This is a genomic window from Streptomyces sp. NPDC127097 (assembly GCF_042724075.1).
Taxonomy (GTDB): domain Bacteria; phylum Actinomycetota; class Actinomycetes; order Streptomycetales; family Streptomycetaceae; genus Streptomyces.
This window is the reverse complement of sequence record NZ_JBHXFI010000003.1, coordinates 134,950-159,725: the sequence shown is the minus strand read 5'-3', so window position 1 is coordinate 159,725 and position 24,776 is coordinate 134,950. Positions and strand designations below refer to the sequence as shown.

Annotated in this window: 18 protein-coding genes and 2 pseudogenes; 11 read left to right on the top strand and 9 right to left on the bottom strand. The window is 67.7% G+C overall.

Annotated features, from left to right (window positions below):
• Window positions 1-160 precede the first annotated feature (160 nt).
• The 5 genes and pseudogenes from ACFWJW_RS04460 (at window position 161) to ACFWJW_RS04440 (ending at window position 4,467) form a co-directional block, all read left to right on the top strand.
• Entirely contained in the window at window positions 161-598 is a 438-nt protein-coding gene (locus ACFWJW_RS04460; RefSeq protein ID WP_387234724.1) for a hypothetical protein, read from the top strand.
• 384 nt (window positions 599-982) lie between these two features.
• A complete protein-coding gene (locus ACFWJW_RS04455; protein ID WP_387234722.1) occupies window positions 983-1,291 on the top strand; it encodes a hypothetical protein in 309 nt (102 codons plus the stop codon).
• Between the two features lie 99 nt (window positions 1,292-1,390).
• Window positions 1,391-1,507: pseudogene (locus ACFWJW_RS04450) on the top strand (IS5/IS1182 family transposase); the annotation flags it as partial.
• Between the two features lie 838 nt (window positions 1,508-2,345).
• Window positions 2,346-3,089 carry a response regulator gene (locus ACFWJW_RS04445; protein WP_387234719.1) on the top strand — a complete coding sequence of 248 codons (744 nt, stop codon included), beginning with the start codon at window positions 2,346-2,348 and terminating at the stop codon, window positions 3,087-3,089.
• A 10-nt stretch (window positions 3,090-3,099) separates the two neighbouring features.
• On the top strand, window positions 3,100-4,467 hold the full coding sequence (locus tag ACFWJW_RS04440; protein WP_387234717.1) for a condensation domain-containing protein: 1,368 nt from the start codon (window positions 3,100-3,102) through the stop codon (window positions 4,465-4,467).
• 98 nt (window positions 4,468-4,565) lie between these two features.
• On the opposite strand, the gene ACFWJW_RS04435 is transcribed toward ACFWJW_RS04440, so the two are convergent.
• The 8 genes from ACFWJW_RS04435 to ACFWJW_RS04400 all read right to left on the bottom strand — a co-directional run bounded on the left by ACFWJW_RS04435 (window position 4,566) and on the right by ACFWJW_RS04400 (window position 18,054).
• Window positions 4,566-5,375 (bottom strand): thioesterase II family protein, encoded by an 810-nt coding sequence (locus ACFWJW_RS04435; protein WP_387234714.1) that lies wholly within the window; start codon window positions 5,373-5,375, stop codon window positions 4,566-4,568.
• Between the two features lie 30 nt (window positions 5,376-5,405).
• A complete protein-coding gene (locus ACFWJW_RS04430) occupies window positions 5,406-6,677 on the bottom strand; it encodes an MFS transporter (RefSeq protein ID WP_387234711.1) in 1,272 nt (423 codons plus the stop codon).
• A 155-nt stretch (window positions 6,678-6,832) separates the two neighbouring features.
• A complete protein-coding gene (locus ACFWJW_RS04425; RefSeq protein WP_387234708.1) occupies window positions 6,833-7,069 on the bottom strand; it encodes an acyl carrier protein in 237 nt (78 codons plus the stop codon).
• Window positions 7,070-7,097: 28 nt separating this feature from the next.
• Window positions 7,098-8,081, bottom strand: coding sequence for a beta-ketoacyl-ACP synthase 3 (locus ACFWJW_RS04420; RefSeq protein ID WP_387234705.1), 984 nt, complete (start codon window positions 8,079-8,081; stop codon window positions 7,098-7,100).
• On the bottom strand, window positions 8,078-8,302 hold the full coding sequence (locus ACFWJW_RS04415) for an MbtH family protein (RefSeq protein ID WP_387234702.1): 225 nt from the start codon (window positions 8,300-8,302) through the stop codon (window positions 8,078-8,080). Before ACFWJW_RS04415 ends, ACFWJW_RS04420 begins: the two co-directional genes overlap by 4 nt.
• Window positions 8,303-8,316: 14 nt before the next feature.
• Window positions 8,317-10,095 (bottom strand): amino acid adenylation domain-containing protein, encoded by a 1,779-nt coding sequence (locus ACFWJW_RS04410; RefSeq protein ID WP_387234699.1) that lies wholly within the window; start codon window positions 10,093-10,095, stop codon window positions 8,317-8,319.
• A complete protein-coding gene (locus ACFWJW_RS04405; protein WP_387234696.1) occupies window positions 10,096-16,023 on the bottom strand; it encodes an aminotransferase class III-fold pyridoxal phosphate-dependent enzyme in 5,928 nt (1,975 codons plus the stop codon).
• A gap of 3 nt (window positions 16,024-16,026) precedes the next feature.
• Entirely contained in the window at window positions 16,027-18,054 is a 2,028-nt protein-coding gene (locus tag ACFWJW_RS04400; RefSeq protein WP_387235105.1) for an AMP-binding protein, read from the bottom strand.
• Between the two features lie 262 nt (window positions 18,055-18,316).
• Here ACFWJW_RS04400 and ACFWJW_RS04395 point away from each other — a divergent pair, with 262 nt between their 5' ends.
• From ACFWJW_RS04395 to ACFWJW_RS04375, 5 genes and pseudogenes are all read left to right on the top strand, one after another.
• Window positions 18,317-19,120 (top strand): thioesterase II family protein, encoded by an 804-nt coding sequence (locus tag ACFWJW_RS04395; protein WP_387234695.1) that lies wholly within the window; start codon window positions 18,317-18,319, stop codon window positions 19,118-19,120.
• Window position 19,121: 1 nt separating this feature from the next.
• A complete protein-coding gene (locus ACFWJW_RS04390) occupies window positions 19,122-20,948 on the top strand; it encodes a non-ribosomal peptide synthetase (protein ID WP_387234693.1) in 1,827 nt (608 codons plus the stop codon).
• Between the two features lie 110 nt (window positions 20,949-21,058).
• Window positions 21,059-21,370: pseudogene (locus ACFWJW_RS04385) on the top strand (ATP-binding cassette domain-containing protein); the annotation flags it as partial.
• 104 nt (window positions 21,371-21,474) lie between these two features.
• Window positions 21,475-21,747, top strand: a complete 273-nt coding sequence (locus tag ACFWJW_RS04380) for a hypothetical protein (protein WP_387234691.1) — start codon at window positions 21,475-21,477, stop codon at window positions 21,745-21,747.
• A 96-nt stretch (window positions 21,748-21,843) separates the two neighbouring features.
• Entirely contained in the window at window positions 21,844-22,404 is a 561-nt protein-coding gene (locus ACFWJW_RS04375) for a GNAT family N-acetyltransferase (protein WP_387234688.1), read from the top strand.
• Between the two features lie 274 nt (window positions 22,405-22,678).
• Here ACFWJW_RS04375 and ACFWJW_RS04370 read toward each other — a convergent pair whose 3' ends face one another.
• Window positions 22,679-23,650: a hypothetical protein gene (locus ACFWJW_RS04370; protein ID WP_387234685.1), complete on the bottom strand. Its 972-nt coding sequence runs from the start codon at window positions 23,648-23,650 to the stop codon at window positions 22,679-22,681.
• A 387-nt stretch (window positions 23,651-24,037) separates the two neighbouring features.
• Between ACFWJW_RS04370 and ACFWJW_RS04365 the strand changes: the two genes are divergently transcribed.
• Window positions 24,038-24,769 (top strand): Clp protease N-terminal domain-containing protein, encoded by a 732-nt coding sequence (locus ACFWJW_RS04365; protein WP_387234682.1) that lies wholly within the window; start codon window positions 24,038-24,040, stop codon window positions 24,767-24,769.
• Window positions 24,770-24,776 lie beyond the last annotated feature (7 nt).

The following is a 24,776-nucleotide window of genomic DNA, read 5'->3' as shown; positions in this document are numbered from 1 at the left end:
GAAAATGCGTGCAGCATCGCTGATGTGGGCGGCGGTCACGGCTGTCATTTTGATGCGCGGGCAACACCTTCACGGTCGCCACAGCTAAAAGTTGAGCCATTTCCACGCTGCTGCGCAGCGCAGCGAATGCAGTGAAGTGAGAGCAGTGGGAGGGGCATTGATGAACCGAAGGGGATACGGCATGCGCATGCTCAAGGCATCTCGCGCACTCCTTGTGAGCGCCGCCACCGTGAGCGTTCTCGGTACTACGGGAATCGCCACCAACACGGCCGTTGCCGCGGACCACGGCGCCACCGCAAAGAAGAAGACCTGCAAGGTCTCCGCGTACACCGACCGCGTCGACCGGAAGACCGACAAGTTCGGCAGCGGCGCGATCCAGTGCAACTTCAAGCCGGCCTACACCAAGCTCACCGTCACCCTCTACAAGGGCAAGAAGAGGATGGCGTCGGCGGAGTGCAGTAACCACACGAGGGCTTGCTACGTCGCCACCAAGGCGGTCAAGGACCCTGCGAAGGTTCAGACGTGGATCACCAAAGCCACCGGCTCGTGGGGCAAGGGAAAGAGCAAGACCGTGTGGAGCAAGCCGCTCCACGGCTGAGCCGGCCCAAGACTCTATGACCACCCACGACTGAGTGGGGTCGAATCCTTGCGCCAGGCCCGTTCTCGCCGGGTGGTGCTGTCCTTGCCGGTCAGCGCCACCCGGCGTAGTGGTGCTCGCCGGGCTCCGCTCAAGCCGGGTGGGGCGAGCGACCACGGCTCACCGGCCGGCCGGGCGACAGCCAGTGGCCGGTGTGCCGCGGGTTCTGGTGGCCTTGAGTGTGGTGGTCTCGGGACGCACTGCTATGACGAGGGCTACAGTGATGCCTGCCCTGCCGGGCGGGGTGTCGCCTGGGCGGCGAATCCCGCGTGCACCGTTTAGTGATCGTTTATTGACGCTCGCCAGGATGTGAAGTGTCGAGAAGGATCCTTCACAGGGGACGGTATGGCCAAGCTCTATCTGGAGAAGCTCAAGTGCGTCACGACTGAGGGCTGGAGCGGTATCGACGAGCCGAGGCTTGTCGTCCAGAATCGTGGCACGGTGTGGAATGGGACGGTGCCGGGGGACCGGATGTACACCGTCAAGTACGACTGCGACTTCACGGGAACGATCGCCGTCTCTCTCGGGGAGCCCGGCGGAACAGCCGGGGACGGCAAGCTCGGGGAGCAGTGGATCACGGATACGCCTGGCGAGCGCAGTCTGCGCTTCAGGGCGGATGGTGCTGAGTACAACCTGCTGTACGCGGTGGAGTAAGGGTTGTCCCGTAGCTGCTGGTCACAGACGGCGTGAGCCGGCCACTCCACCCCCACGACCCAAGCCCCTGTAATTGAACGCATTCAACGTAGCCCATGGGTGCCGACGGAAGTCATACGCCCGCAGGGCGGCGGGCGTCGCCGAGCCGGTGGCCGTGAATGCCTGGCAGCGAGCATCTTCGTGGCCACCTCGGGGTGCACCGGACGGCAGCTGCCGGGGGTGGTTCTGGCCGTCCGGGAGGTGACGGGTCGCGGGGCACCAGCACGGGCGCGAGCTGCTGCTGGGGTGGCAGGGAGCAGGGAACGTCTGGCCTGCCGCAAGGGACGGCGGCTGTCGGCGAACGATCACAAATGTCTCGGCTGACGCCGACATTGAATGATTGACGCCTATGAGTGATCTACCTTAGCGTGCCTGTATGTACCAACCATTTAGTGACTTGCACGTCGTTCATCCTGTCGGCACGTTCTCGGGTGGACGTGCCGGAGCTTGCGCGCGTGGCCGTCTACGCCGGGCGGCGGCTGCGCTCGGACGCAACCTTCCGGCGCACTTCTGTCGGTCGAGTCCCGGGCGAGCGTGCTGTCAAGGTGCCTGAGTAGTGGGTTAGTTGATGTGCTGTCGAGTGTCGGGTTCGCCGGCGGCGGGGTAGTGGTCCTTGGGGGCGGCTCGCGTCAGGCGAGCTGGTGACGCTCAATGCACATCACGTTCGAGGTCCGCTCACTCCGCGTCAACTCTTCTTCCCCTCAACTCCCAGCGTGCGCCTCGACATTTCCTCGTGTGTGCCACGACCCGGTTCCGTGCTGAAGGTTGATTCCATGTTAGTTCATGAAGAAAAACTCAGGCCGATGTCGGGCGCCCAGGAAGGAATCTGGTTCGCTCGAAGGCTCGATCCGGCGAACAGCGCCTTCAGCATTGTGGGAGATGCTGAGCTGTGGAGGCTCGCCACGTTGTCCGTCCAGTGCGGTGAGCGATCCTGGTGCTCCTGCCGGTCGGTGGGTGACGGTGGCTCGCGACAGCGATCGGTCGTGCCGGCCGAGCCTCAGCTGATTAGTCGTCCGTGACCGGCGAGCGCATCAGGGTGGTCGTGGTCGACCATCAGGAGTTCGCTCGTGCCGGAATCAGGGTGCTGCTCGGCAGGGAGCAGGAAGTGGCGGTTGTCGGTGATGCCGAGAACGGCCCGGAAGCACTCGACATCATCAGCAGTGTGCAGCCCCACGTGGTGATGGTGGACTCGGCGTTACCACCATACGGTGGCCTGGATTTCTGCCGGAAACTGCTCGAACGGTCGTCGGCCTCGCTGGCCGGCGTGATCATCATAACCGAGGAGCACAGCGACGAATTATTGCTGCGAGCTGTGCGCGCGGGAGCACGCGGCTACATCCTCAAGAACTCCCCGGCGTGGTCGTGGTCGACGGCGCTGCGATCGGTGGCCTCCGGCGACGCCTTCCTCGCCGGGTCGGTGACCAGCCGGGTGTTCACCAGGTTCACCCTGTTACCGGGCTACGACCCCAGCAATCTGCCCAAAGAGCTGAGCATGCTCAACGACCGGGAACTCCAGGTCTTCAAGGGCATCGCCAAGGGGCTGTTCAACCGGGAGATCGCACGACTGCTCGCGGTCTCGGAGAGCACGGTGAAGGCGTGCGCATCCAAGATCATCGGGAAGCTCGGGGTACGCAACCGGGTGGAGATCGCGCTTGTCGCGTTCCGCCTCGGTCTTGCCTCTCCCTCTCCCGTTCGTTCGGTCGATTCCAGCTGTCGGCCACGTCGAAAACCTGGTCGGCCACGTCAAGAAATCGGATAGGAGCAGCTCTATGTCGCCAGTGTGGACGACTCCCATCCAGGGGCAGCAGCGCCTCTGGATTGCTGAGGAAATGGCTGCTGAGAGTGTGTATCACGTTCCGACCGGGCTGCGAATCCTCGGAGACCTTGATGAGCAGGCCATGCTCCGAGCGATCCGTGGAATCGTCTCCCGACATGAGTCGCTCCGCTGTGCGTTGCGTCTGGACGATGAGGGGCAGTTGTCCTGTGTCATCCAGGAGTTGGACTCATTCACTGTTGAGCGAGTCGATCTGACCGGCATCGACGCGGCGGAGGCCCGGCTGGCGGAGTTTTCGGTCGAGTTCTCGCGGCGGCGTTTCGATCTGGCCGGCGAGGTGGTTCGGATCGCACTGGTCAGGATGACGGAGGATGATCACGTCCTGCTGGTCGTCGGTCATCACGTCGTCTTCGATGACTGGTCGGTGGCACAGTTCTTCCGAGAGCTGGAGATCGGCTACCTGGCCGCATGTCAGGGGAGCGACCCCGACCGATTGCTCCCGCCGCTTGAATACGGTTACGCCGAACTCGCCGCCGCGGAACAGTCAGTCATCGACAGCGGGCACATGGAGAAGCAGACCGCGTACTGGTCGGACCGTCTCGCCGGCGCGCTGCCGTGCGAACTTCCCCTCGACCGACCACGGCCGGCCGTGCCGACCGGATCGGGCGCCCCGCTCTTCTTCTCCGTACCGGCCCCGCTCGGGACGCGGCTGATGGAGGTCGGACGCACGCACGGCGCCAGTGGCTTCATGACGGTCGTCGCGGTCTTCCACGCCTTGCTCCGCCGCCGCACCGGGCGCGAGGACATCACGGTGGGAACCCCCGTCTCGGGGCGCACCTCGGCCGAACGTGAGCGCTTGATCATCAACTTGGTGAACCTGCTCGCCATTCGGTCACGGCTACCGGGCACACCCCGGTTCGTCGACCTGCTGGGTGAGGTCCGCACCGCGGTGCTGGGTGCGTTCGCCAACCAGGAAGCGACGCTGAGTGACGCGCTTGGTCGCCTGCGGACGGAAAGTCCGGGGGAGCGGGCCGCGGACATCGGGATCCTCTTTGAGCTCCAGAACACCCATTCCCACATGGGTGCCTTCCTCGGTGTCACCGACGATGACATGCCGGCATTCGCCGGGTTGCGCACCTCCGCGTACCTGATTCCCGACATGACGGTCAGGTTCGACCTGGAGATGAAGATTGCCGTCACCGGCCCAGGCAAGCTCGACGGAGTGCTGGTCTATTCGCCGGAGGTGTTCGAGGAAGGCACGATGCGCGCATTGATCGAAGAGTTCCAAGCGATCGTCCGTGCGGTCGTGCGAGACCCGTTCATCGTGCTCGATGGTGCGCAACTGCGCTGCGGAGAAGCTTAGTTCGTCGCGACGGAATCAACACGGCGTTGCCCCGCGGTGGGCCGGGCCGCGGGGGCTGGAGGCGGAGCGAAGGCCACCGCGCCAGTCCCCGAGCCCACTTAGCGGATTCGCTCCGTGATGATGCGCAGGACGGATTCGGCGTGGGTATTGAGGTAGAAGTGGCCCCCCTCGAAGACGTGCATGTCGAAGCGGCCGCGTGTGTGTTCCTTCCAGCGCAGGCATTCCTCGTGGGGCGCCTGGGGATCATCGTCGCCGAACAGTGCCACTACCGAGCAGTCGACGGCGGCGTGCGGCGGTCGGCAGCGGTACGTCTCCACCGCCTTGTAGTCGCCACGAAGGACGGGGAGGATCATCTCCAGGAGCTCCGGGTCTTCGAGCAACCTGGCGTCGGTGGCGTCCAGACGCCGCATTTCGGCGATGAGAGCCTGGTCGCCGGACCGGTGCAGGCCCTCATCGCGGACAGATGACGGGGAAGGCCGGCTGGATGCGAAGAGGACCGCGGGTGCAACCCCCCGCTCCTCCAGCCGCCTCACGGTCTCAAAGGCGACCGCCGCCCCCATACTGTGGCCGAACAGGGCGAGGGGCCGGTCCGCAAGCGGAAGCAGTTCGGGGATGATGCCGTCGGCGATTGCCCCGATGTCCTCGATGCACGGCTCGTGGCGACGGTCCTGACGACCGGGGTACTGGACCGCCAGGACGTCGAGTTCCGGCGACAGTCGCCTGGAGACCGGCACGAAGTACGAGGCCGAACCGCCCGCGTGCGGGAAGCAGATGAGACGGGCACGGGGGGCCGGTGCGATCTGATATCGCCGCAGCCATACGCCGGTGTCTGTGCTGCCGCCCCTGCCGGTGCCTGAAATTGCGCCAGTGGTCGTTGTCTTTATATGGGCGGCCGGCCGGTCTTCCATTCGCAATCCCTTCTGTGTTCTTACCACTGCTTACGCATGCTGGTCCACCGGAATGAGTCGTCCTATGCCGAGTATGGGCAGCGCGGTGAGCAGGGACCCAATACCCCCGATCCATAGCGTGGGTACCACGCCCATCAGCGAGGACAGCCAGCCCGCCAGAAAGGCGGAGAGGGGGATGCTGCCCCATACGACGAATCTGATGGAGGCATTCATCCTGCCGAGGAGATGCTTGGGGCACAATCTCTGACGAAGGCTGACCTGCGTCACGTTGTAAACCAGCGCTGCCGCCGTCATGCAGAACTCGGCAATCATCAGCAGCACGGTGCCCAGATTTCTGTGAGTACCCGAGATCAAGCCGGCAACGGGAGTGACCATGACGAACACGCCCGCTGCGAGGAGACCGCCCGCGATCACGGTTCCGTCGGACAGACGGCGCCGCAGCATCGGAGCCAGACCGGCCCCCAGCACGCCGCCGATCGATCCGCAGGTCATCACCACCCCGAGCATGAAAGCGTCGAGGCCGATGGTGCGCAGTACCAAGATGGGCATCAGCGTCGAGACCATGGACACGAAGAGGTTTGAGAACCCCATCGCCACGACGAGCCGTCTGATGACAGGCTGGTCACGCACAAAGCGGAGACCTTCGCCGATCTCTGTGGCCAGGGCCCGCCGAGGCCCCGCTTCCCGCCGCTGCTGGACCTCCGAGTCCTTGATCGATGCCAGACAGCCGAAGCTGACGAGGTAGGAAAGCGTATCCCCGAGCATGAGGACGGGAGCGCTTACCACCCGCATGAACAGTCCACTCAGTGCTGGTCCGCCGGTGGTCGCAAGCTGCGAGGTGGCCTCCAGCCGGGCGTTGGCTCTCCCGACATCACCGGCCGGTACCAGAATGGGCACATACGACTGGTAGGCCACATCGAAGAAAACCGTCACCAGACCGACGAGCGTGGCCACCACATAGAGGTGCCAGATCTGGAGCCCACCGGTGAACCACAACCACGGGATCGCGAGGACGACCAGTGCGCGTATGAGGGCCGCCAGCATCATCGTCGGGCGCTTGAGCCATCGATCCACCCAGGCGCCGGCGGGAAGACCGACCAGCAGGAAACTGATGGTGGATACGGCGCCCAGGATGCCAACCTGCGTGTTGCCGGCATGCAAGACGTCAACAGCGATGACCGGCATCCCCAGGGTGCCGATGCGCGTGCCGAACTGGGAGAGTGTCTGACCGAACCAGAAGCGCAGGAACCCGGAGCTCGACACCGAGGAGGTGTCGACCGTTGCCTCCGTCTGAACGGTCATGCCTACGCCTCTTTCTCAGGAGATCGGAAAGCACTGCCGAGCCTCATGGGGAGGTGGTGGAGCAGGCCGGCGAGGACAGCGCGGTGGCGATCGCCGGCCGCTCACGAAAACACGCATGTCGCAGCCGTGCATGGAGTTTTCGGCACCAGCAGGGGTTATCGGGTGAGGACAGCGCCCTTGTGGTGCAACAGATCAGACAGCGTGCCCAAGGTGGTCCGCTGGTTCACTTCCTCGTCGTCGATGGTCACCTTGAGATCCGTCTCCAGGGCGGCACAGATCTCGGCCGTGGTCAGCGAGTCGAGGTCGAGGTCCTCGAAGCTCTTGTCCGGCGTGATCTCGCCACTGACCCGGAACGTCTCTTCGAGCAGGTTGCGGAGGTAGTCGTACATCATGGTGGCGTTTCTCCTCTTACGGTTCCGTTTACAGTTCCGATTCGACTGTGCTGATTTCCGGCCACACCAGTGCCGCCGAAGCCCAGGCGAGCCCGGCGCCGAAGGCCGTGAGCACCGTGCGATCACCAGCTCTGAGCGTCCCGTTCGACTGCCCGTGCGCCAGCGCGAGCGGAATCGACGCGCCCGCGGTGTTCCCGGTCCGCTCCAACGCGCACACCGCCCTGTCTTCGGGCAGCGACAGCTGCTGCGCCACGGCCCGGATGATCCGCAGGTTGGCCTGGTGCGGGACGAAGGCGCCGACTTCGCTGATCGCCCAGCCGCACTGGTCGAGCACCCGCAGTGTCGAGCTCGTCATGTGCTCGATCGCTTTGAGGTAGACCCGTCTGCCGGCCATCGAGAGGTAGCCGCCCTGCCCCTCGGGACGAGCGATCAGGTCGCGGCCGGTTCCCTCGCTTCCCCAGTCCACGGCGAGCACCGCCCCCGGTTCGTCGCGCCGGCCACTTCTCAGTACAGCCGCTCCGGCGCCATCGCCGAACAGCACCCTCGTGGCGCGGTCCGCCGGATCGACGATCCCTGAGTACTCCTCCGAGGCCACCACGAGGACGTTGCCGGCAAGGCCGGTCCCGATCAGGCCGGCTGACACCGCCACCGCGTAGAGGAACCCCGAGCACGCGGCGGACACGTCGAACGCGGGCACCGAACCAAGCCCGAGGCTGCTGGCAACCTGTGGTGCCGCAGCGGGCAGGGGACGATCGGGCGTCGATGTCGCCAGCACCACCGTGTCGACCTCGGCGAGACCGGCCGACTTGAGGGCGTTCTCGCCCGCCGCGACGGCCAAGTCGCGCATCGACACCTCGGGGCCGGCGATCCGCCGTGCGGCGATGCCGGTCCTCTCGCGTATCCAGGAATCGCTGGTGTCCAGGCGCTCGGACAGTGCCGCGTTGTCCTCTTCCCTCACGGGAAGGCAGGTACCGAGCCCGGCGAGCACAGCTGTCCGGTCTGAGGTGGTCATCGGTCACCCCGTCGCGAGGTCGACTCGATGAGGCTCTTGGCCCGCGGATCCGTCCAGTTCTCCTCGATGTAGGCCATGCAGGCGCCTCGGGTGTCCGGGCCCTGGACCACCTGCCAACCGGTGGGCACGTCCTTGAGGCTCGGCCACAGCGAGTGCTGCCTCTCGTCGTTCACCAGCACCAGGAACCGGCCGTCCGGATCGTCGAAACAGTTCATCGTCATCACTCCTTCCTGCGTCATGTCCGGGTGAGCAGGAACTCGTCGAGCAGTTCAGCGGCGAGCTCGGCCACGGTCGGGCAGCCGAGGAGGATCTGCATCGGTACGTCCATCCCCAACTCGGCGCCGATCGACCGCCTGATCCTGATCAGTGCCATGGAGCTGCCGCCCAGGGCGTAGATGTTGTCGTCGCGCCGCACCGCCTGGACTTTCAACGTGCTCGCCCAGATCTCGGCCAGCCGCCCTTCCAGCAGCGCGACCTCTTCGTTCGCGACTTCGGGAGCCCCGTGGTCGCAGTCGGAGAGCAACCGCGGTTCACGTGGCAGCCGTGAGCGGTCGATCTTTCCGTTCGTGGTGAGGGGAAGGTCGTCGAGCAACGCATAGTGGGCCGGCCGCAACGCGCTTGGCAGCTTGGCCTCGACGTGCGCGCTCAGTTCGGCGACCGTCGGCGGGGTCCCGTGGTCGGCGGGCCATATGTAGGCCAGCAGGTACTGCGCCGGTTCGGTACCGGCGACCCCCACCGCGGCTGCCGACACCCGCTGATGGCTCATCAGCACCTGTTCGATCTCGCTGAGTTCGATCCGCACGCCGCGGATCTTGACCTGGTGGTCACGCCTTCCCACGAACTCCAGCCGGCCGTCTTCGGTGCGCCGCGCGTGGTCCCCGCTTCGGTACACCCGACGGCCGGGGCTTCCGGAGAAGGGGTCGGCGACGAACCTGTCGGCGGTCAGGGCCGGCAGCCGGGGATAGCCGTTGCTGACGCCGATGCCGCCGATCACCAGTTCACCCACGGCACCGTCGGGAACCTGTTGGAAGGCGTCATCGACCAGGTAGATCTCCACCCCGGAAACGGGCTCCCCGAGCGAGACGGTCCGATCGGTGTCAGCACGGGTGAGGTAGGCCGATGTGGCGACCACGGTGGTTTCGGTCGGTCCGTACACGTTGCGCACCAGGGGCACGCCGCTGTCGAGCAGCCTGGCGACCAGGCTGGGCGGCACCGCTTCGCCGCCCAGGGTGACCAGCTGCACGCTGCTCGGCAGCGGCCGGTCGCGCAGCACGTCGCTCAGCACGCTGGGCACCCCGTTGATCTGCGTCGGCCGCACATGCGCCGGCAGATCCGCCACCTCTACATGATGGTTGAGCACCAGCACCGAACCGCCGACGGCCAGTGCCGGCAGGATCTCGGCGACGGAGAAGTCAAAGCAGAGCGAGGTTGCCGCGACGCTGCACTCGAAGGTCTCACGAGGACAGTGGTCCACGGTCCAGCCCACGAAGTTGTCCAGGCTCCGGTGGGTGATCCAGCACCCCTTCGGCGCGCCGGTGGTGCCCGAGGTGTAGATGACCAGAGCGGTCGCCCCCGGAACCGTTGCGCGGAAAGGCAGTTCACCCTCGCGGTGGTTGGCCATGCACGCATCGGCGTCCACCAGCGTCCACGGCCCTGGTGGCACGGAACCGGCGCAGTCCTGGTCGACCAGCACTCGCCGGGCACCCGAATCCGCCAGCAGGAAGGCGATGCGGTCCGTGGGGTGGGCGGCGTCCAACGGCAGATAGGTCCGGCCGGACAGCAGCACGCCGAGCAGTGCCGCGATCAGTTCGGGCGTGCGCCGCAGCAGCAGGCCAACGGGTTCGTCGGCCGGCACCGCCAAGGCGTCCAGTCGCTCGGCGACCGCACCGGCCTTGCCGAGCAGCTCACGATAGGTGAGCTGCCGGTCCAGCGTGCGAACCGCCACCGCATCGGGATTCCGTTCCCACGCCGACCGCAGCAGCTCGGCGATGGACTCGTTGCCGTGCCGGGGCATTCAGGACTCTCCCTCGGCATGTGCGGTCTCACGTACCAGTTCGAGCCAACGCATCCAGAGCAGCGCGACGTCCTCCACGGGTATCCGGTCGCGGTGCACGATCTCCACGAACACCTTGTCCTCCATCGGGACGACGTCGAAGAGCAGGTCGAACATCGCTTCCACGGTGGACGGCAGGCTCACCTGGACGTCCAGGCCGCCCATCTTCGGCGTGGGCATCGGGCGGTTGAGGTTGAACACCACGGAGGTGAACTGCTGGCGGGCCGGCCAGGGGGCATCGAGCTTCGCCCGGTCGGCGAGCTCGCCGAGGATGCTTTCCAGCGGCAGGGTCCCGTGGGCCAGGTCCTCGCCGAGCAGTTGGCTGAACCGCTTGCGGTGCGCGGAGAAGTCGGTGCCGGTGCGTTGGCTGCGCACCGGGACGTAGCTGACGAAGTGCCCGACCAGTCCCTGTTCCGCCTCGCCCCGGCACTGATCGACCGGGGTGCTGACCACCAGGTCGTCGTGACCGGTCACCTCGTGCAGCGCCTGGGTGAACGCGCTGAAGACCGCCATGAACGGTGTGCAGCGCAGTTGCGCGCACCGTTTCACCAATGCCGCCCACAGGTCCGAGTCGAAGTGGAAAGCCTGCCGGGTCGCCGGAGCGCTCGCCGGGCGGTCCGGGTCGGCCCACGCCAGTGCGGGAGGTGTGTCCAGACGCTGCTGCCAGTAGTCGAGCGCCTCCTTTCGCTCACCAGCCGGTAGTTCCGTGGAGGCGGGCCGTGTCCGCCCGCCCCGCATCGTCACCGGGGCCAGCCCCTTGGTGGCGCGCGTGTAGCCGTCGGCGAGGTCGTTGAGTACGGCGACCATGGAGGTGCCGTCGAACACCACATGGTGGGCTGAGACCAGCAGGTGGTGGTGGGTGTCTGAATGCCGCAGCACAGTGGGACGGAACAGCGGCCCCGTTGCGAGATCGAACGGTGTGTTGGAGTACTCGTCGATCACGGCCTGGAGACCGTCGCCCGGGGACACCGTGTGGACAGGTGTCGTGCCTTCGGCGCCGCAGGCCACGAGGAGGTCGTGTCCGTCGGAGGAGCAGACCGCGCGCAGTGCCGGGTGTCGTTGACGCACCGCGGCCAACGCGGAATCCAGTGCCGGCAGGTCCAGCTCGCCGGTGAGTTCCAGCACCGCGGTCTCGTTGTAGACCACCGATTCCGGCTCGAGCTGCCGGCTGATGTCCCATACCTCTCGCTGCTGGGCGGACATCGGCCAGCGGTCAGCCGTCCGGACCGGGGGTGCGGTGGCGGCACCGTCCAGGAACTCCGCCTTCCGCAAGTCGTGCAGACCGCGGTCCACCGCGTCGATCAGGCGCTCGGCGTCGCTGTCGGTGTGGGCGGCGGACATGAAGAACGTCCTGCCCTCCCACATGTAGATGCCGTCCGCCAGCAGGCTGTGGTAGAGCATCTCCAACGGCAGCGGGTGGTACAGGTTGGACATGCCGCGGTACTGGAACCGCCACAGTGAGCCGATGGATGCCAGCGAGTAGGGCACTTCGTGCTGGACGAACAGGTCGGACAGCGCACCGACCACCCGCGCGGTCCTGTCGTTCAGCTCGGTGTAGAGGGTGTCCTCGTGCTTTTCCAGGTACTCCAGGGTGGCGTTGGCCGCCGCCATCGCCAGCGGGTGCTTCTGGAACGTGCCGCCGAAGAACGTGGTCTCCGCGGTCGGAGCGCTCTGGTCGCCGTAGCCCCAGCTGCCACCGTCGAGCCCGTCCATCAGGGCCTGCTTGCCGGCGATCGCCGCCACCGGAAGGCCCCCGCCGAGCACCTTTCCGTAGGTCGCCAGGTCCGGCATGATCCCGAACAGCCCCTGGGCGCCGCGGATGTGCATACGGAACCCGGTGATCATCTCGTCGAAGATCAGCACCGTGCCGGTGTCCTGGGTCAGCCGGCGCAGGGTGCGCAGGAACTCGGCCGGCTGCCCCACCGGGTTGCGCGCCTGGATCGGTTCGCAGACGACGGCGGCGATCTCATGGCTGTTGGCGGCGAGGTAGTCCAGTGAGGTCTGGTCGTTGTAGGGCAGGATGACGACGTCGTCCAGCGCACCGGGCGACACCCCGTCCACCATCGGGCTCACGCTGCCGAGTTCCTCGCCACGCCGGCCGAGCATCCCGTCGGTGATGCCGTGATAGGACTTCTCGAAGTAAGCAACCTTCCGCCGGCCGGTCGCGAGCCGGGCAAGGCGCACCGCGCCCATCACCGCTTCCGATCCGGTGTTGCAGAAGGAGACCCGGTCGTGCCCGGTGATCCGGCAGAACGTCTCGGCGACCCGGTAGGTGAGTTCCACCTGAGGCCCCAGGGTGAACGAGCGCGGCAGCTGCTCGGCGATCGCGTCCTGGACGATCTGCGGGTTGTGGCCCAGCAAGTGCACGCCGAAGCCGACGCAGTAGTCGATGTACTCGCTGCCGTCGGGGTCCCAGAAGTGCGCTCCCCGGCCCCGGTCGATGACGATGGGGAAGTTGAGCTCCTTCAGCTCGGGCCGGAAGTTCCCCCATGGACGGCTCTCCACCATGCGGTTGCGGTGCAGGCCGGCGAGCTTCTTCGACTGCGGGCTGCGTTCCTCCATGCGCCGCACCAGAGAGTCCACATAGGACTTCTGCCGGTCGCTGAGCCGCTTGCCGGCCGGGGCCGGAGCGGCCGACCTGGGGGCCGCGGGTGCGATGGACCTGGGGGCCGCGGGTGCGGTGCGCTGCGGTGCCGGCTCCTGGGCGGGGGCGGGCGCGGTGGCCTGAACCTGGCCGGACGGCGAGCCGCCGAGCAGGGTCAGTTGCTGCTGCATGATCGCGAGTTGATTGCGCACCACCGCGTCGAGACCGGTGGACGCGGCCGGCGCCGTCACCTGCTGAACCGGTGCGTCGAGGCCGCTGGGCGCGGCCGGCGCCATCACCTGCTGAACCGGCGCGGCCGGGGCTTCGGGCTCACCGGCGGCTTCCGCGGAGAAGGCACCGGACTCCGCGAGCGCGGCCGCGAGCTCACCGACGGACTGGTACTTCTCGAACAGGTCGGTCGCCTTGAACGAGGTGCCATGTCGCTTGTTCAAGGTGTTGACGAGTTGGAGCAACAGGATGCTGTCCGCGCCCAGTTCGAGGAAGAAGGACTGCTGGGTGATCTGTTCCCTCGGGTACTTCAGGATCGTGGCCACTTCGTTGGCCACCTCGGCCAGGGCCTGTTCCTGTGATGCCGGCATCTTGCTCCTCTTCCTTGATTCCTGCGGTGGCTCGATGCCGGTGGGAGTCCGGCCGTCCAGTGCCCAGTGGCGTACGCGCTGCCAGGGATAGGTCGGCGTGCCGGGCAGGAAACGCCCGCCCTGGTACACCGTCTGCCAGTCGAGGGCAGCGCGGCGCACGTACAACTCGGGCAACACGGCCCGCGCGCTCGCGGTGCCGTCACTTTCCTCACCGAGTGCGTGCAACACGCTCGCCCGTACGCCGACGGCGGCCGCGCTGGTGTGCACCGGGCCGAGCAGTGACTGTTGTGGACTGATCTCGAGGAAGCTGGTGAATCCCGTTGTGGCGGCGTGCTGCACGGCGGACCGGAACCGCACCGGGTTGACCACGCCCCGGCCCCAGTGCTCCGGGTCCATCTGCGTGCGGTCGAGCAGCGCGCCGGTGATCGAGGAGAACAGCGGGACGGACCCGGGACCGGTCGCGGCGCCGACGCCACGGCGGGCGAGTTCCTCGCCCACAGGTGCGAGATCGGGGTGATGGGAGCCGAATCGTATCGACAGCAGTCGGGCCCGGTAGCCGTCCGCCTCAAGCTCGGCGGCCAGTTGCTCGATCGACTCGGTCGGACCGGACAGCGTGACATTGCTCGGACCGTTGTCCACCGCCAGTACGACGTTCTCCGGGCAGCGCGTGAGCAGGTCGCCGATCTCCTGTGGTGCGGCGGAAACCGCCACCATGCGACGATCGGCGGCGGCGTGCTGCATCACCGACCCGCGGGCGGCGACCAACGCCACCGCAGCGTCGAAGTCCAGCATGCCGGACACATACGCGGCGGCCGGTTCGCCCGCGCTGTGCCCGATCACGGCCGCCGGCCGCAGGCCGAACGACGACCACAGGGCGGCCAGCCCGCTCTGCACGGTGAAGTGCAGAGCCTGCCCGATGTCCGTTCGGGTCAGCGCTACCTCATTGACCTCAGGGCCGCCCCGGCTCAGCAACTCGGACAGGGACACGTCCAACAGCGGGGCGAACGCGTCGGAACAGCGACGGATGTGCTCGGCCATGGTGGGCTCCGAAAGGAGCGCCGCACTGAGCCCGGTCGTCTGCCGCCCCAGCCCCGGGAACACGAAGACGGTGTCGCGCCAGACCGCTCCCTCCACCGTGTCGGGCGCCCCGTCGGCCAGGAACGATTCCACCGACTGACGCAGCTCGTCGCGGTCCCGTCCGCTGAGCGCGATGCGCACCGGGTGGTGACCGCGCCGCGCGGAGGCGCTGTAGCACAGGTCCGCTGCTGTCGCACCGTCATCCTCGGACAGCAGGGAGAGGTACCGTCCCGCCAACTCCCGCAGTGGCTGCTCGCCCTTGGCCGACAGCGGCAGCACCAGTGTCGCCGGCGCGGGCGTCGCCGGCCGGTGGGGCACCGGTTCCGCCTGCTGGACGACCACATGGGCGTTCGTGCCGCCGAAGCCGAACGAGCTGACCGCACCCATCCGACGATCGGGTCCGTCGGGCCACCGCATGGTCTGCTGGGCGACCGCGAGCCGCGTCTTGTGCGCCGACAGTCGGGGGTTGAGTTCCTCGGTGTGCAGAGAACCTGGAATGGACCCGGCTCGCAGGGAGGCCACGAGCCGGATGATGCCGGCCATTCCCGCCGCCGACTCGGTGTGCCCGATGTTGGATTTCACCGAACCCACGTAGCAGGAAGGGCTTTTCGCAGGCACCTTCCCGTACGTCGCGGCGAGCGCGCCGAACTCGATCGGATCTCCGAGGGGCGTGCCGGACCCGTGCGCCTCCACATAGCCGACCTGTTCGGGCCGCACCCCGGCATCGGACAACGCGGCACGGATGACCGCCTCTTGAGCCGGGCCGTTGGGCGCGGTCAGCCCGTTGCTGGCCCCGTCCTGGTTGATCGCGCTGCCCCGGATCACCGCGTGGATCTCGTCGCCGTCCCGCCGGGCCTGGGCCAACGTCTTGAGCACCAGTACGCCGCAGCCATCCGCGCGGACGAAACCGTCGGCCCCCGCACCGAAGGAACGGCAGCGCCCGGTCGGGGACATCATGCCGGCCTTGGACACGGACACCCAGTTGTCGGGGGCGAGTATCAGGTTCACGCCGGCGGCCAGTGCCAGCGAGCAGTCCCCCTCGCGCAGCGCCCGCACCGCGAGGTGCACGGCCACCAGGGAGGACGAACAGGCGGTGTCCACGGCCATGCTGGGGCCGCTCATGTCCAGCAGGTACGACACCCGGTTGGCCACGATGGAACTCGCATGCCCGGTGACGAAATGCCCGCCGAGTTCGGTCAGCTGCGGGCCGAGCAGCCGACCGTAGTCGCTGCCACTGACACCGACGAACACCCCGCCGCCGGCCAGTTGGCGGCTCGTCGGCGGCACTCCGGCCAGCTCCAGCGCCTCGTACGCCGTCTCCAGCAGAATCCGCTGCTGGGGATCCATCTGTTCGGCTTCCCGTGCCGTGATGCCGAAGAACTCCGCGTCGAACCGGTCGATCCCGTCGACGCAGCCGAGCCAGCGGGTGCTGATCCGGCCCGGCTCGGTCGGGTCGGGCGAGTAGAGAGCGCCGAGCCGCCGGGAGTCCGGCACCTCGGTGACCGCGTCGACACCATCGAGCGAAAGCCGCAGGAGGTCCTCGGCAGTATTCACCGCGCCCGGGAAGCGACAGGCCGTGCCAATGATGGCGATGTCACGGTCATCGCGGGCAGCTGCCTTCGGGGCCATTGCCTACACCACCTCTTCCGAACGGCCCAGCGCCTCGGTGAACTCGTCGACGGTGGGGTGGTTGAGCACCAGGGTGACGTCGATCGACCGGCCGACGACCGCCTCCACCGCGGCGGCGAGTTGCTGCGCGCCCAGGGAGGTGAGCCCGTAGTGCGCGAACGGTTGGTCGTCGGCGATCTGCTCTGCGGGGATGCCGAGTATCCGGGACAGCGTCAGCCGTACCATCGGCCGGACCAGACCTGCCGGAGTGGCCGGCGGCGCCTCACGGGTGCCGTGCACCGGCCAGCTCACTTCGGCGCGCAGCCGAGCCAGTATCTGTCCGTCGAGGCCACCGGTTTCCAGCAGGCGCCGGTTTTCCGAGCGCTGGATCTTGCCGCTTGAGGTCTTGGCCAGTGTTCCCCTGCGGACCACCGCCACCTCGGCGACCGGCAGCTGGCATCGGTCCCAGACCACGTCCCGGACGCGTGCGGCGAACTCGTCGGCCGTCGTCTCGGCCAGGGTGCGCGCGGTGATCTCGACGACCACCGCCGCCTGCTCGGTGCCGTCCCGCTCGACGGCGAAGGCGGCGCACGACACGGTGGCCAGCGAGGGATCGCAATCCTCGACGATGGACTCGATGTCCTCCGGGTGGTAGTTCTGCCCGTCCAAGATGATCAGGTCCTTCAACCGGCCGGCGATGAACAGCTCCCCGTCGTACCGGAACGCCAGGTCGCCGGTGCGCAGGAACTCGCCGTCGCTCTCCTGTCCGGCGATGCGCCCTTGGAAGGTCTCCCGAGTCGCGTCCGGCCGGTTCCAATAGCCCTTCGCGACGCAGGAGCCTTGCACCCACAACTCGCCGATCTCCTCGTCGGCCCGTTCGCGCAGGGTGACCGGATCGACGATGCGGAGGGTGACGCCCGGCATCGGCGGCCCGCAGCTCACGATCGGCACGGCAGCGGGCTCGCCCTGAGCGGCCGCGACGACGGCACCGTTGTGCAGCGCCGGCGCGGACAGCCACCGGACCTTGGGGTGTTCATCGCCCTGCGAGCCGCAGACCACGAGGGTTGACTCGGCGAGTCCGTAGGCCGCACACATCGCCGTCGGATCGAACCCGGCGGACTTGAACTTCTCGGTAAAGCGCCGCACGGTGTACTCCCGCACCAGTTCGGCACCATTGAGTGCCACCCGCAGGCTGGACAGGTCCAGCTGGTCCAGGTCGTCCGCCGCGTCGCGCAAGCACAGTTCGAAACTGAAGTTGGGGCCGCAGATGTGCGTGGCCCTGAACCGGGAAACGGCGTCCAACAGCCGCCGAGGACGCCTGACGAACAACGCCGGTGACATCAGATACGCCGGAACACCGAGGACCCACGGGGCGACGATGCTGTACACCAGGCCGAGGTCGTGGTGGAACGGGACCCAGGAGAGCACCACCCCGTCGTCGTGCACGGGCCAGGTCCGGCCAATGAGTTCGGCCTCGGCGATGAAGTTGTGATGGGAGACCATCACGCCTTTTGGCCGCCCGGTTGATCCGGACGTGAACTGGAGCATCGCGGTGTGCTTCGGGTCGATGTCCGGCGCGGTCCATTGGCCGGCCAGCGCATCCGCGATGCCGTCCGTTTCGATCAGGACCAGGTCCTGCAACTCGGGCGCGTCGGGAAATCGTGTGCGGAGTTCCCGGCACGCCTGCCCGGTGGTCAGTACGATCCGCGTCCCGGCCGCGTCGGCGACGCGACGGAGCCGGTCGAGGTCGCGTTGACCTCGCGGCATCTTCACAGGTGCGGCGGCAACGCCCGCGTACAGGCATCCGGCGAAGGCGTTGACGAATTCAAGGCCGTACGGGTGGGCAAGTACCACGTTGCCGCCGGCGAGACCGCGTTGCTGGAGCATCGCGGCGCGCGCACGGGCCGAGCGGTCGAGTTCCGCGTAACTCGCCTGCTCCGCGACTTCCACATCGCCGGAAAGGAATGCGTAGAACATGTCGTCCGGAGAATCGGCTGAACGCCTTCTCAGGACTTCGACCAGCGTTCCCGCAGATATCTCGGATTCATCCATGTCGTTCATACCGGGGAAATTCTCCTCAGTCGGCAGGCACCCAAGCGAAATCAAGCTATGAACACGGATCGCCGCTCGTCAACAGCGTGCGTCCAACGGCCAACAGGGGCCGGTCTTTCGTGTCCGCTCGAATAGACGAAATTACAACCGTCGGCAGCACGATCTTCCAGTTCGCTTGACCGCAACGCGGGCCCGCCGTAATTTGAGGCCACTTTCCCGTTGTCATCGGGTTCGATGGACGGTGGCCAAACAATTCCGGGAGATGTGCTTGTTCATGCACCCCGACGCGAGAAGTTCGTGGTTCTGGATACCGCATCCGAGGCGGGCGCCGCGGGTCCGGCTGGTGTGTTTCGCGCACGCGGGCGGTTCGGCGGCGTCATTTTCCGCTCTGAGTACCGCGCTTCCGCCGGACACGGAGTTGTGGGCGATCCAACTGCCCGGCCGGTTCGTCCGCTACCGCGAGCCGGCCCCGACCGGCCTGAAGGAACTGGTTGCCCAGATAGCGGACGCGCTCCGGACGGCCGCCGATCCAGAGGTGCCGATGGCGTTGCTGGGACAGAGTTTCGGTGGCCTGCTCGCGGCCGAGGTCGCGAGGCAACTCGAACCCGGCCGACCCGCACTGGCACTGGTGGTGCTGTCCGCCGCCCCACCGCATCTGCTCAGGCCGTTTCCCGCGATCTCCCGCGAGCAGGTGCCCGATCTGTTGCTTCGCACCGACCCGGGTGCGCAGGAGATCCTTGAGTGCGCCGAACTCCGCGACGTCGTGCTCGACACCGTCTGGGCCGATATCGAGCTGCTGCGCCAGGTGCCGGATGCCGAGCGGCCCACGCTCAGGTGCCCGGTGCACGCGATCGTGGGCACCAGCGACAGCACGATCGGCGCGGCGGAGATGGCGCAGTGGCAGCAGTACACGGAGTCGGTCTTCACCCTGGACGAACTGCCGGCGCCGCACTTGATCGCCTCGGCGCACGCCGCCGGCCTGAGCGACACCGTCACCGAACTCCTTCGATCGGACACAGCGCGGTGCCGGAACAACCATCCGGCCCGTCAGACTGAAGGGCAATAGCGTGCACCCGAACACCACCCACCTCCTGGCTCCCCTGAGCAGGATCCGCGAGGACGACGAGCGCACCGCGATCATCACGGCCGATGGCGTGTGCACCTACGGCGACCTGCGCCGCCGCGTCACCCAGTACTCGGACGTGTTGTTCTGTATCGGCCTGCGTCCCCATGACGCTGTGGTGATCAGCATCGAGCACGGACCGGACGCGGTCGCCGCGATCTTCGCCACGCTGGAGGTCGGCGCCGCCTTCGTGTGGCTGGACAGCAGCCAGCCGGCTGCCCGGAACCGAAAGATGGTCCGCGACTGCGGAGCCAGGTACCTGTTGACCGACAGCAGTCAGGGGGGCAAGCGGCTGGTCGCTGATCTGGCGGAGCTGAACCTGGGTCTGCTGCGTATCGGCGAGTCCTCGGATGCCTACATCGAGCGCATCAGCCGCGACCGCGGTACGGCGACGCTGCCGACGGACACCGCGACGGTCGTCTACACCTCCGGCTCGACAGGTACCCCCAAGGGGATCGTCCTGACGCGGAGCAACATCGACCAGCTCACCGAGTGGTACGCCCGCCAGGTCGGCCTCTCGCAGGGCGCGCGGCAGCTCCAGTGGGCGCAGTTCACCTACGACGCGGCCTGCGTGGAGATCTTCTCCGTGGTCCGCAGCGGCGCGACCCTTGTGATGCCACCGTCCGAGGTCAAGTCGGACGTGCAGGCGGTCGCCGAGTGGATTCGCCGCCATGAGCTCACTCACCTGGTGACCGCGCCCAGCCTCTACCGCGCGCTCACCGACGCCGTGGACAACACCGGCGCGGGTGCGCTCGACCACGTGCGGGTGCTCACCGTCTCCGGCGAGGAACTGCGGCCGGCGCTGGTGACGAAGCTGCGCGCCACCTTCCCGCGGGCCGACATCTACAACATGTACGGCCAGACCGAGAACATCCTGGCCACCTTCCACCTGGTCACCCCGGACGACGAGCACTCGTCGACGATCCCGGTCGGCCGCGCCCTGCCGGGACGGGAGATCGTGCTGCGCACCGCCGACGGTGACGAGGTGGCCGATGGTGAGCTCGGCGAGGTGTGGGTGCGCAGTCAGTTCCTGGCACCCGGGTACCTCAACAATCCCGAGTTGACCGCCTCGGCCTTTTTCCCCGACCCGCACGGCGAACCCGGGTTCCGGATCTACCGGACGGGAGATCTGGCCCGCAGGACGGCCAATGGCGAGCTCGTCTTCCACCGGCGGGTCGACCACCAGATCAAGATTCGCGGGGTGCGGGTGGAACTGGGCGAGGTCGAGGCCACCCTGCTGGACGTGCCGGGCGTCGTGCACGCCGGGGTCGTGGAGAGGGAAATCGACGAGGGACGGTCCCAGCTGGTGGCCTACGCCCAACTCAGCGCCGGTGCCGCGGTGTCGCCGGACCAGCTCAAGGCTGCGCTCGCGCAACGGCTGCCGCGGAACATGGTGCCGGCGCGTTGCGTCGTGCTCGACCAGATGCCGCTGACGACCTCCGGAAAGATCGACCGGAAGCGGCTGCCCGCCGTGCTCTCCGAAGCCGGGGGACCCGGCCGGACCGACGCCGCCGTGGGCAGTGCGACCGAGAGGCAGCTGGCCCTCATCTGGTCGCAGGTCCTCGGCGTCCCGCCGCAGGGCCAGGACGCGGACTTCTTCGCGCTCGGCGGCGATTCCCTGACCATCCCTCGGGTCCGAGAGGCCGTCCTGGCCGGCTTCGGCGTCGACGTCCCGCTGAACTCCTTCTACGAGTGCCCGCAACTGCACCAGTTGGCCAGCCGGGTCGATCTGCTGAGGCAGCAGGCAACGGTGCCTTCACCCAACAACTAGCGCTACGGCGGCCGGTCGTCAAAGCGCCGCTCGGCCGCCGTACGGGCCGCCGCCACCGGTGAGGTCAGGGGCGCCCTGTCCTGCTCGCGGTCACCCATGCGCTGATCGAGTCGACGGCGCCCGTCGCGGCGGCAGACGGCCCCGCCCAGGGCCTCCTCGCCGAGTTCGACGGCGTACGGGTCGGCGAGCGGCTGTGTCTGGACGGGCTCCTTGCGATCGCGCCCGGACAGCGGCTGCTGGTCACGGGCGAGAACGGCGCGGGCAAGACGACGCTCTTGCGCGTCCTGGCGGGCGACCTGGAGCCCGACGCGGGCACGGCACGCCGCCCCGCCCGGATCGGCTACCTCGCGCAGGAGTTACCCGCGCACACCACGCGGCTCCCGCTGCTCGCCGCGTTCGCGGCCGGGCGGCCCGGACGGCCTCGCGGTGTCGCACGACCGCGAATTCCGCGCACGCTTCGAGGGGGAGCAGCTGGAGCTGCGTACCGGTCGCAGGTGTTGACCCCGTCGGTTCGCCTCCGCCGCGAATGGCCCGCGCGCCCCGCCCCGACCTGCCCAACAGCCAGAATTCCCGCTGCATCGAGGAAGCCATGACCACCTTCCTGACACCACAACAGCTCGCCGGTCGCACCTCCGCCGCCGCCGACGGGGCCGTCGCAGCGGGGCACGAGCTCGGCCTGACCGTCACCGACCCCACGGTGCCGCACGACGTCTTCTCCGTCGTCGTCCACCTGGCGCGGGGATGCTCAGCACGTCGTTGGGTGGCGAGGCTGTCGGGAGACCCGCCGGGGCGTTCATAGGTGGTCGCTCGTGAAACGCCGCAGCATGAACTCCGCTGCCGGCCACCGGTCTGAAAACCGGTGGCGATGCCGACCCGCCCGTGGTGAAGATCGCGCATGCCCATCTTCCTGGAGTCCGACAGGCTCATCCTGCGCGCGTTCACGCCGGCCGACGCCGACCGCCTGTTCGCCCTGAACAACGACCCCGAGGTCATGCGCTTCATCAATGGCGGACGCCCCGCCGACCGTGAGGTGATCCAGACGCGGACCATGCCCCGGTTCCTGCACGACTACCCGTGCTGGGGGACCCGCGGCTACTGGGCCGCGCAGGAGAAGGCCACCGGTTCCTTCCTGGGCTGGTTCGAGTTCCGGCCGCTGGAGGAGCACAGCTCCGCCGTGGTCGAACTCGGCTATCGACTGCATCACGCGGCATGGGGGCGCGGTTACGCCACCGAGGGCTCCCGGGCCCTGATCGCCAAGGGGTTCACGGAACTGGGGGTCCGGAGGGTCATGGCGCAGACCATGACCGTCAACACCCGCTCACGCCGTGTCATGGAGAAGTCGGGCCTGTGCTTCGTCAGGAACTTCACCGGGGACTGGCCGGAGGCGATCGAGGGCTCCGAGCACGGCGAAGTCGAGTACGAACTCACCCGGGACGAGTGGGAGAAGCATCGATAGGTCCCGGCTCTCGCCTTCGCGGGCGAATCGCCCCGCCCTCCGTGCGGGTGGTCCTCCCGTTTGCGGATCGTCACCCGGCGCCGGCCGTAGGAAATATCGGCAACAGGCGTCTCAGAGCAGCCCGCCGCTCAGTTCGCCATACAGGGGGCCGGCCGTGGGGGAGTCGTCCAAGGTCTGGTTCTGGCTACGCGGTTGGACAGGCTGCCTTGCTACGCCGTTGGTGGCTCAGTCGGGCTGCCCGGCCCACGGATGCCGGTGGCATGGCGTGCTCCGGCTATTTTTCGGTGCCGGTGATCTCAACCTTGATCGGGGCGGAGTTGTTGGCTGGGTCGGTGTCCCCGTTGAACGGCTGGGGCACCGAGATCCGCCCTTCGCCGCCGTCGGCCCGGTGGTCGATCCGCACCCGTAGGACGTTCCAGTTGACGTTGGTGCAGTAGATGTTCCCGTCCTTGTCATCCCGCGAGCAGTAGTCCACTTCGGAAGGCTTTGATGCCCGCACCTCCGGTGTGAGCTCGGCCAGTGTGGTGCCGGGCGGGAGTTCGACGCGCATCCGTATCGGGCCCGGCTGCGGTGTGCTCCGGGGCTGTGGGACATCCACCTCGACCTCTTCACCGATCCTGCCGCGGATCGTGAGGGGGCTGACAGACCAGTCCGCCGGCCCCTCCAACGCCTTCCAGCGGAAGCGCAGTTCACCACCGCGCTTGCCGGCGCTGAGGGTCGTGGGCTTCAGACCGAGTGCGTCACCCGTGCCCTGGTGGTAGTGCGTCTTGTAGTCCGGGGTGTGCGGTGAAGGACTGTCCAACGGCCACATGGCGTATGTGTATGCCGCTTCGAGCTCGTGGTACTGGGCGTTGATGCGCTCCGTGATCGGCTCGGTCGTCTCGAACGCGGCTCCCACGGGCACGGCGTCCGGGAACTCGCAGAACGCTGTGCGGTAGTCGTCCGAGTAGTAGCAGTTGCGGTGTGAGGGGGCGGTGTCGGCAATCGCCGCGTTGGTGACCGACACCCGCAGGACGACGCCGCGGGAGGCCGATTCGGGCCCGGTGTTCTTGAACGCGGGCGTCAGGAGCGGCACTGGCGCATCGTCATCACCCACGACCACCTGCGGTTCATGGGAGCGGAGCGCGAACGACGCCTTCGGACCGGCTCCGGGCCCCGCGGCACCGGGTCCGAGCAGCACGACCCCCGCGGCCGCCGCCGCGACCGCGCTGAGCGCCATTCCCCACCGGCCGTTGCGTAATCCCACTGTCGTCCGTCCCTTCGCCTGGCCACTCGTGCCGGCCTCGACGTTGGCACACCAAGGACGTGCAAACCGTGCAGGTCAGGCAATTGACGCCCAGTTCGATGCCGGTCCGTTCGGGAATTGAGATCACGCGTGGTGGTCGAGCTCGCCGGCGAACGCACCTCGGCCGCGCCCATGCCCGGGCAGGTGGGCGGTTGTGCGGGGGGGCGAGGCAGCCGGGGCCGAGGGCGGCACGGTGGTGCTCCGCCTGTCGGCGTACATACCCGGCCGCCGGTCTCGTCCACGCTCGGCATCCTCGGGGAGCAGGCGTGCCGGCGGCCTCAGCGACGACTGCGCGCGACCGTCAACCACGGGTTGACACCCACTCAATTGTCAACCTAGGGTTGCCTCATGGTGGATTCGACTCAGATGAACAATCCCGTCCGTCTCGACGACCTCATCGAGGCGATCAAGAAGGTGCACGGCGATGCCCTGGACCAGCTCCAGAGCGCTGTCGTGGCCGCTGACCATCTCGGCGAAGTGGCCGACCACCTCATCGGTCACTTCGTCGACCAAGCCCGCCGGTCCGGTGCCTCATGGACCGAGATCGGCAAGTCCATGGGCGTGACGCGGCAGGCCGCCCAGAAGCGGTTTGTGACGAAGGACGAGGCGGCGGCCGACATGAGCCAGGACTTCGGCAGGTTCACTCCGCGGGCCAGGAATGTCGTCGTCGCGTCCCAGAACAAGGCCCGCGAAGGTAGTCACGCGCAGATCGGCACGGGGCATCTCGTGCTCGGCCTGCTCGACGCCCCGGAAGGGCTGGCCGCACGGGTGCTCGTCGCCCAGGGCATACAACTGGAGGCGGTCAAAGAGGCCGTGGCCGGGACCCTGCCGGAGCCTTCCAGTGAGCCCCTGCCCGCCCTCGTGCCGTTCGACGCCCATGCGAAGAAGGCCCTTGAGCTCACATTCCGCGAGGCGCTGCGGCTGGGCCACAACTACGTCGGCACGGAGCATCTGTTGCTGGCGCTGCTGGAGCAGGAGAACGGCCAGGGCGTGCTCAGCGGGTTCGGCCTCGACAAGACGCACACGGAGGAGCATGTGTCGGCCGCCCTGACGGAAATCCAGGAGAAGCTCCAGGAGTAGCAGTGGC

Bases quoted from the DNA above. Each gene is read 5' to 3' on its own strand.
- ACFWJW_RS04455 (WP_387234722.1), top strand. From the start codon at position 983: ATGGCCAAGCTCTATCTGGAGAAGCTCAAGTGCGTCACGACTGAGGGC.
- ACFWJW_RS04425 (WP_387234708.1), bottom strand. From the start codon at position 7,069: ATGATGTACGACTACCTCCGCAACCTGCTCGAAGAGACGTTCCGGGTC.
- ACFWJW_RS04460 (WP_387234724.1), top strand. From the start codon at position 161: ATGAACCGAAGGGGATACGGCATGCGCATGCTCAAGGCATCTCGCGCA.
- ACFWJW_RS04395 (WP_387234695.1), top strand. From the start codon at position 18,317: ATGTGCTTGTTCATGCACCCCGACGCGAGAAGTTCGTGGTTCTGGATA.
- ACFWJW_RS04375 (WP_387234688.1), top strand. From the start codon at position 21,844: ATGCCCATCTTCCTGGAGTCCGACAGGCTCATCCTGCGCGCGTTCACG.
- ACFWJW_RS04440 (WP_387234717.1), top strand. From the start codon at position 3,100: ATGTCGCCAGTGTGGACGACTCCCATCCAGGGGCAGCAGCGCCTCTGG.
- ACFWJW_RS04380 (WP_387234691.1), top strand. From the start codon at position 21,475: ATGGCCCGCGCGCCCCGCCCCGACCTGCCCAACAGCCAGAATTCCCGC.
- ACFWJW_RS04405 (WP_387234696.1), bottom strand. From the start codon at position 16,023: ATGGCCCCGAAGGCAGCTGCCCGCGATGACCGTGACATCGCCATCATT.
- ACFWJW_RS04435 (WP_387234714.1), bottom strand. From the start codon at position 5,375: ATGGAAGACCGGCCGGCCGCCCATATAAAGACAACGACCACTGGCGCA.
- ACFWJW_RS04415 (WP_387234702.1), bottom strand. From the start codon at position 8,302: ATGACGATGAACTGTTTCGACGATCCGGACGGCCGGTTCCTGGTGCTG.
- ACFWJW_RS04430 (WP_387234711.1), bottom strand. From the start codon at position 6,677: ATGACCGTTCAGACGGAGGCAACGGTCGACACCTCCTCGGTGTCGAGC.
- ACFWJW_RS04410 (WP_387234699.1), bottom strand. From the start codon at position 10,095: ATGCCCCGGCACGGCAACGAGTCCATCGCCGAGCTGCTGCGGTCGGCG.
- ACFWJW_RS04400 (WP_387235105.1), bottom strand. From the start codon at position 18,054: ATGGATGAATCCGAGATATCTGCGGGAACGCTGGTCGAAGTCCTGAGA.
- ACFWJW_RS04420 (WP_387234705.1), bottom strand. From the start codon at position 8,081: ATGACCACCTCAGACCGGACAGCTGTGCTCGCCGGGCTCGGTACCTGC.
- ACFWJW_RS04365 (WP_387234682.1), top strand. From the start codon at position 24,038: ATGGTGGATTCGACTCAGATGAACAATCCCGTCCGTCTCGACGACCTC.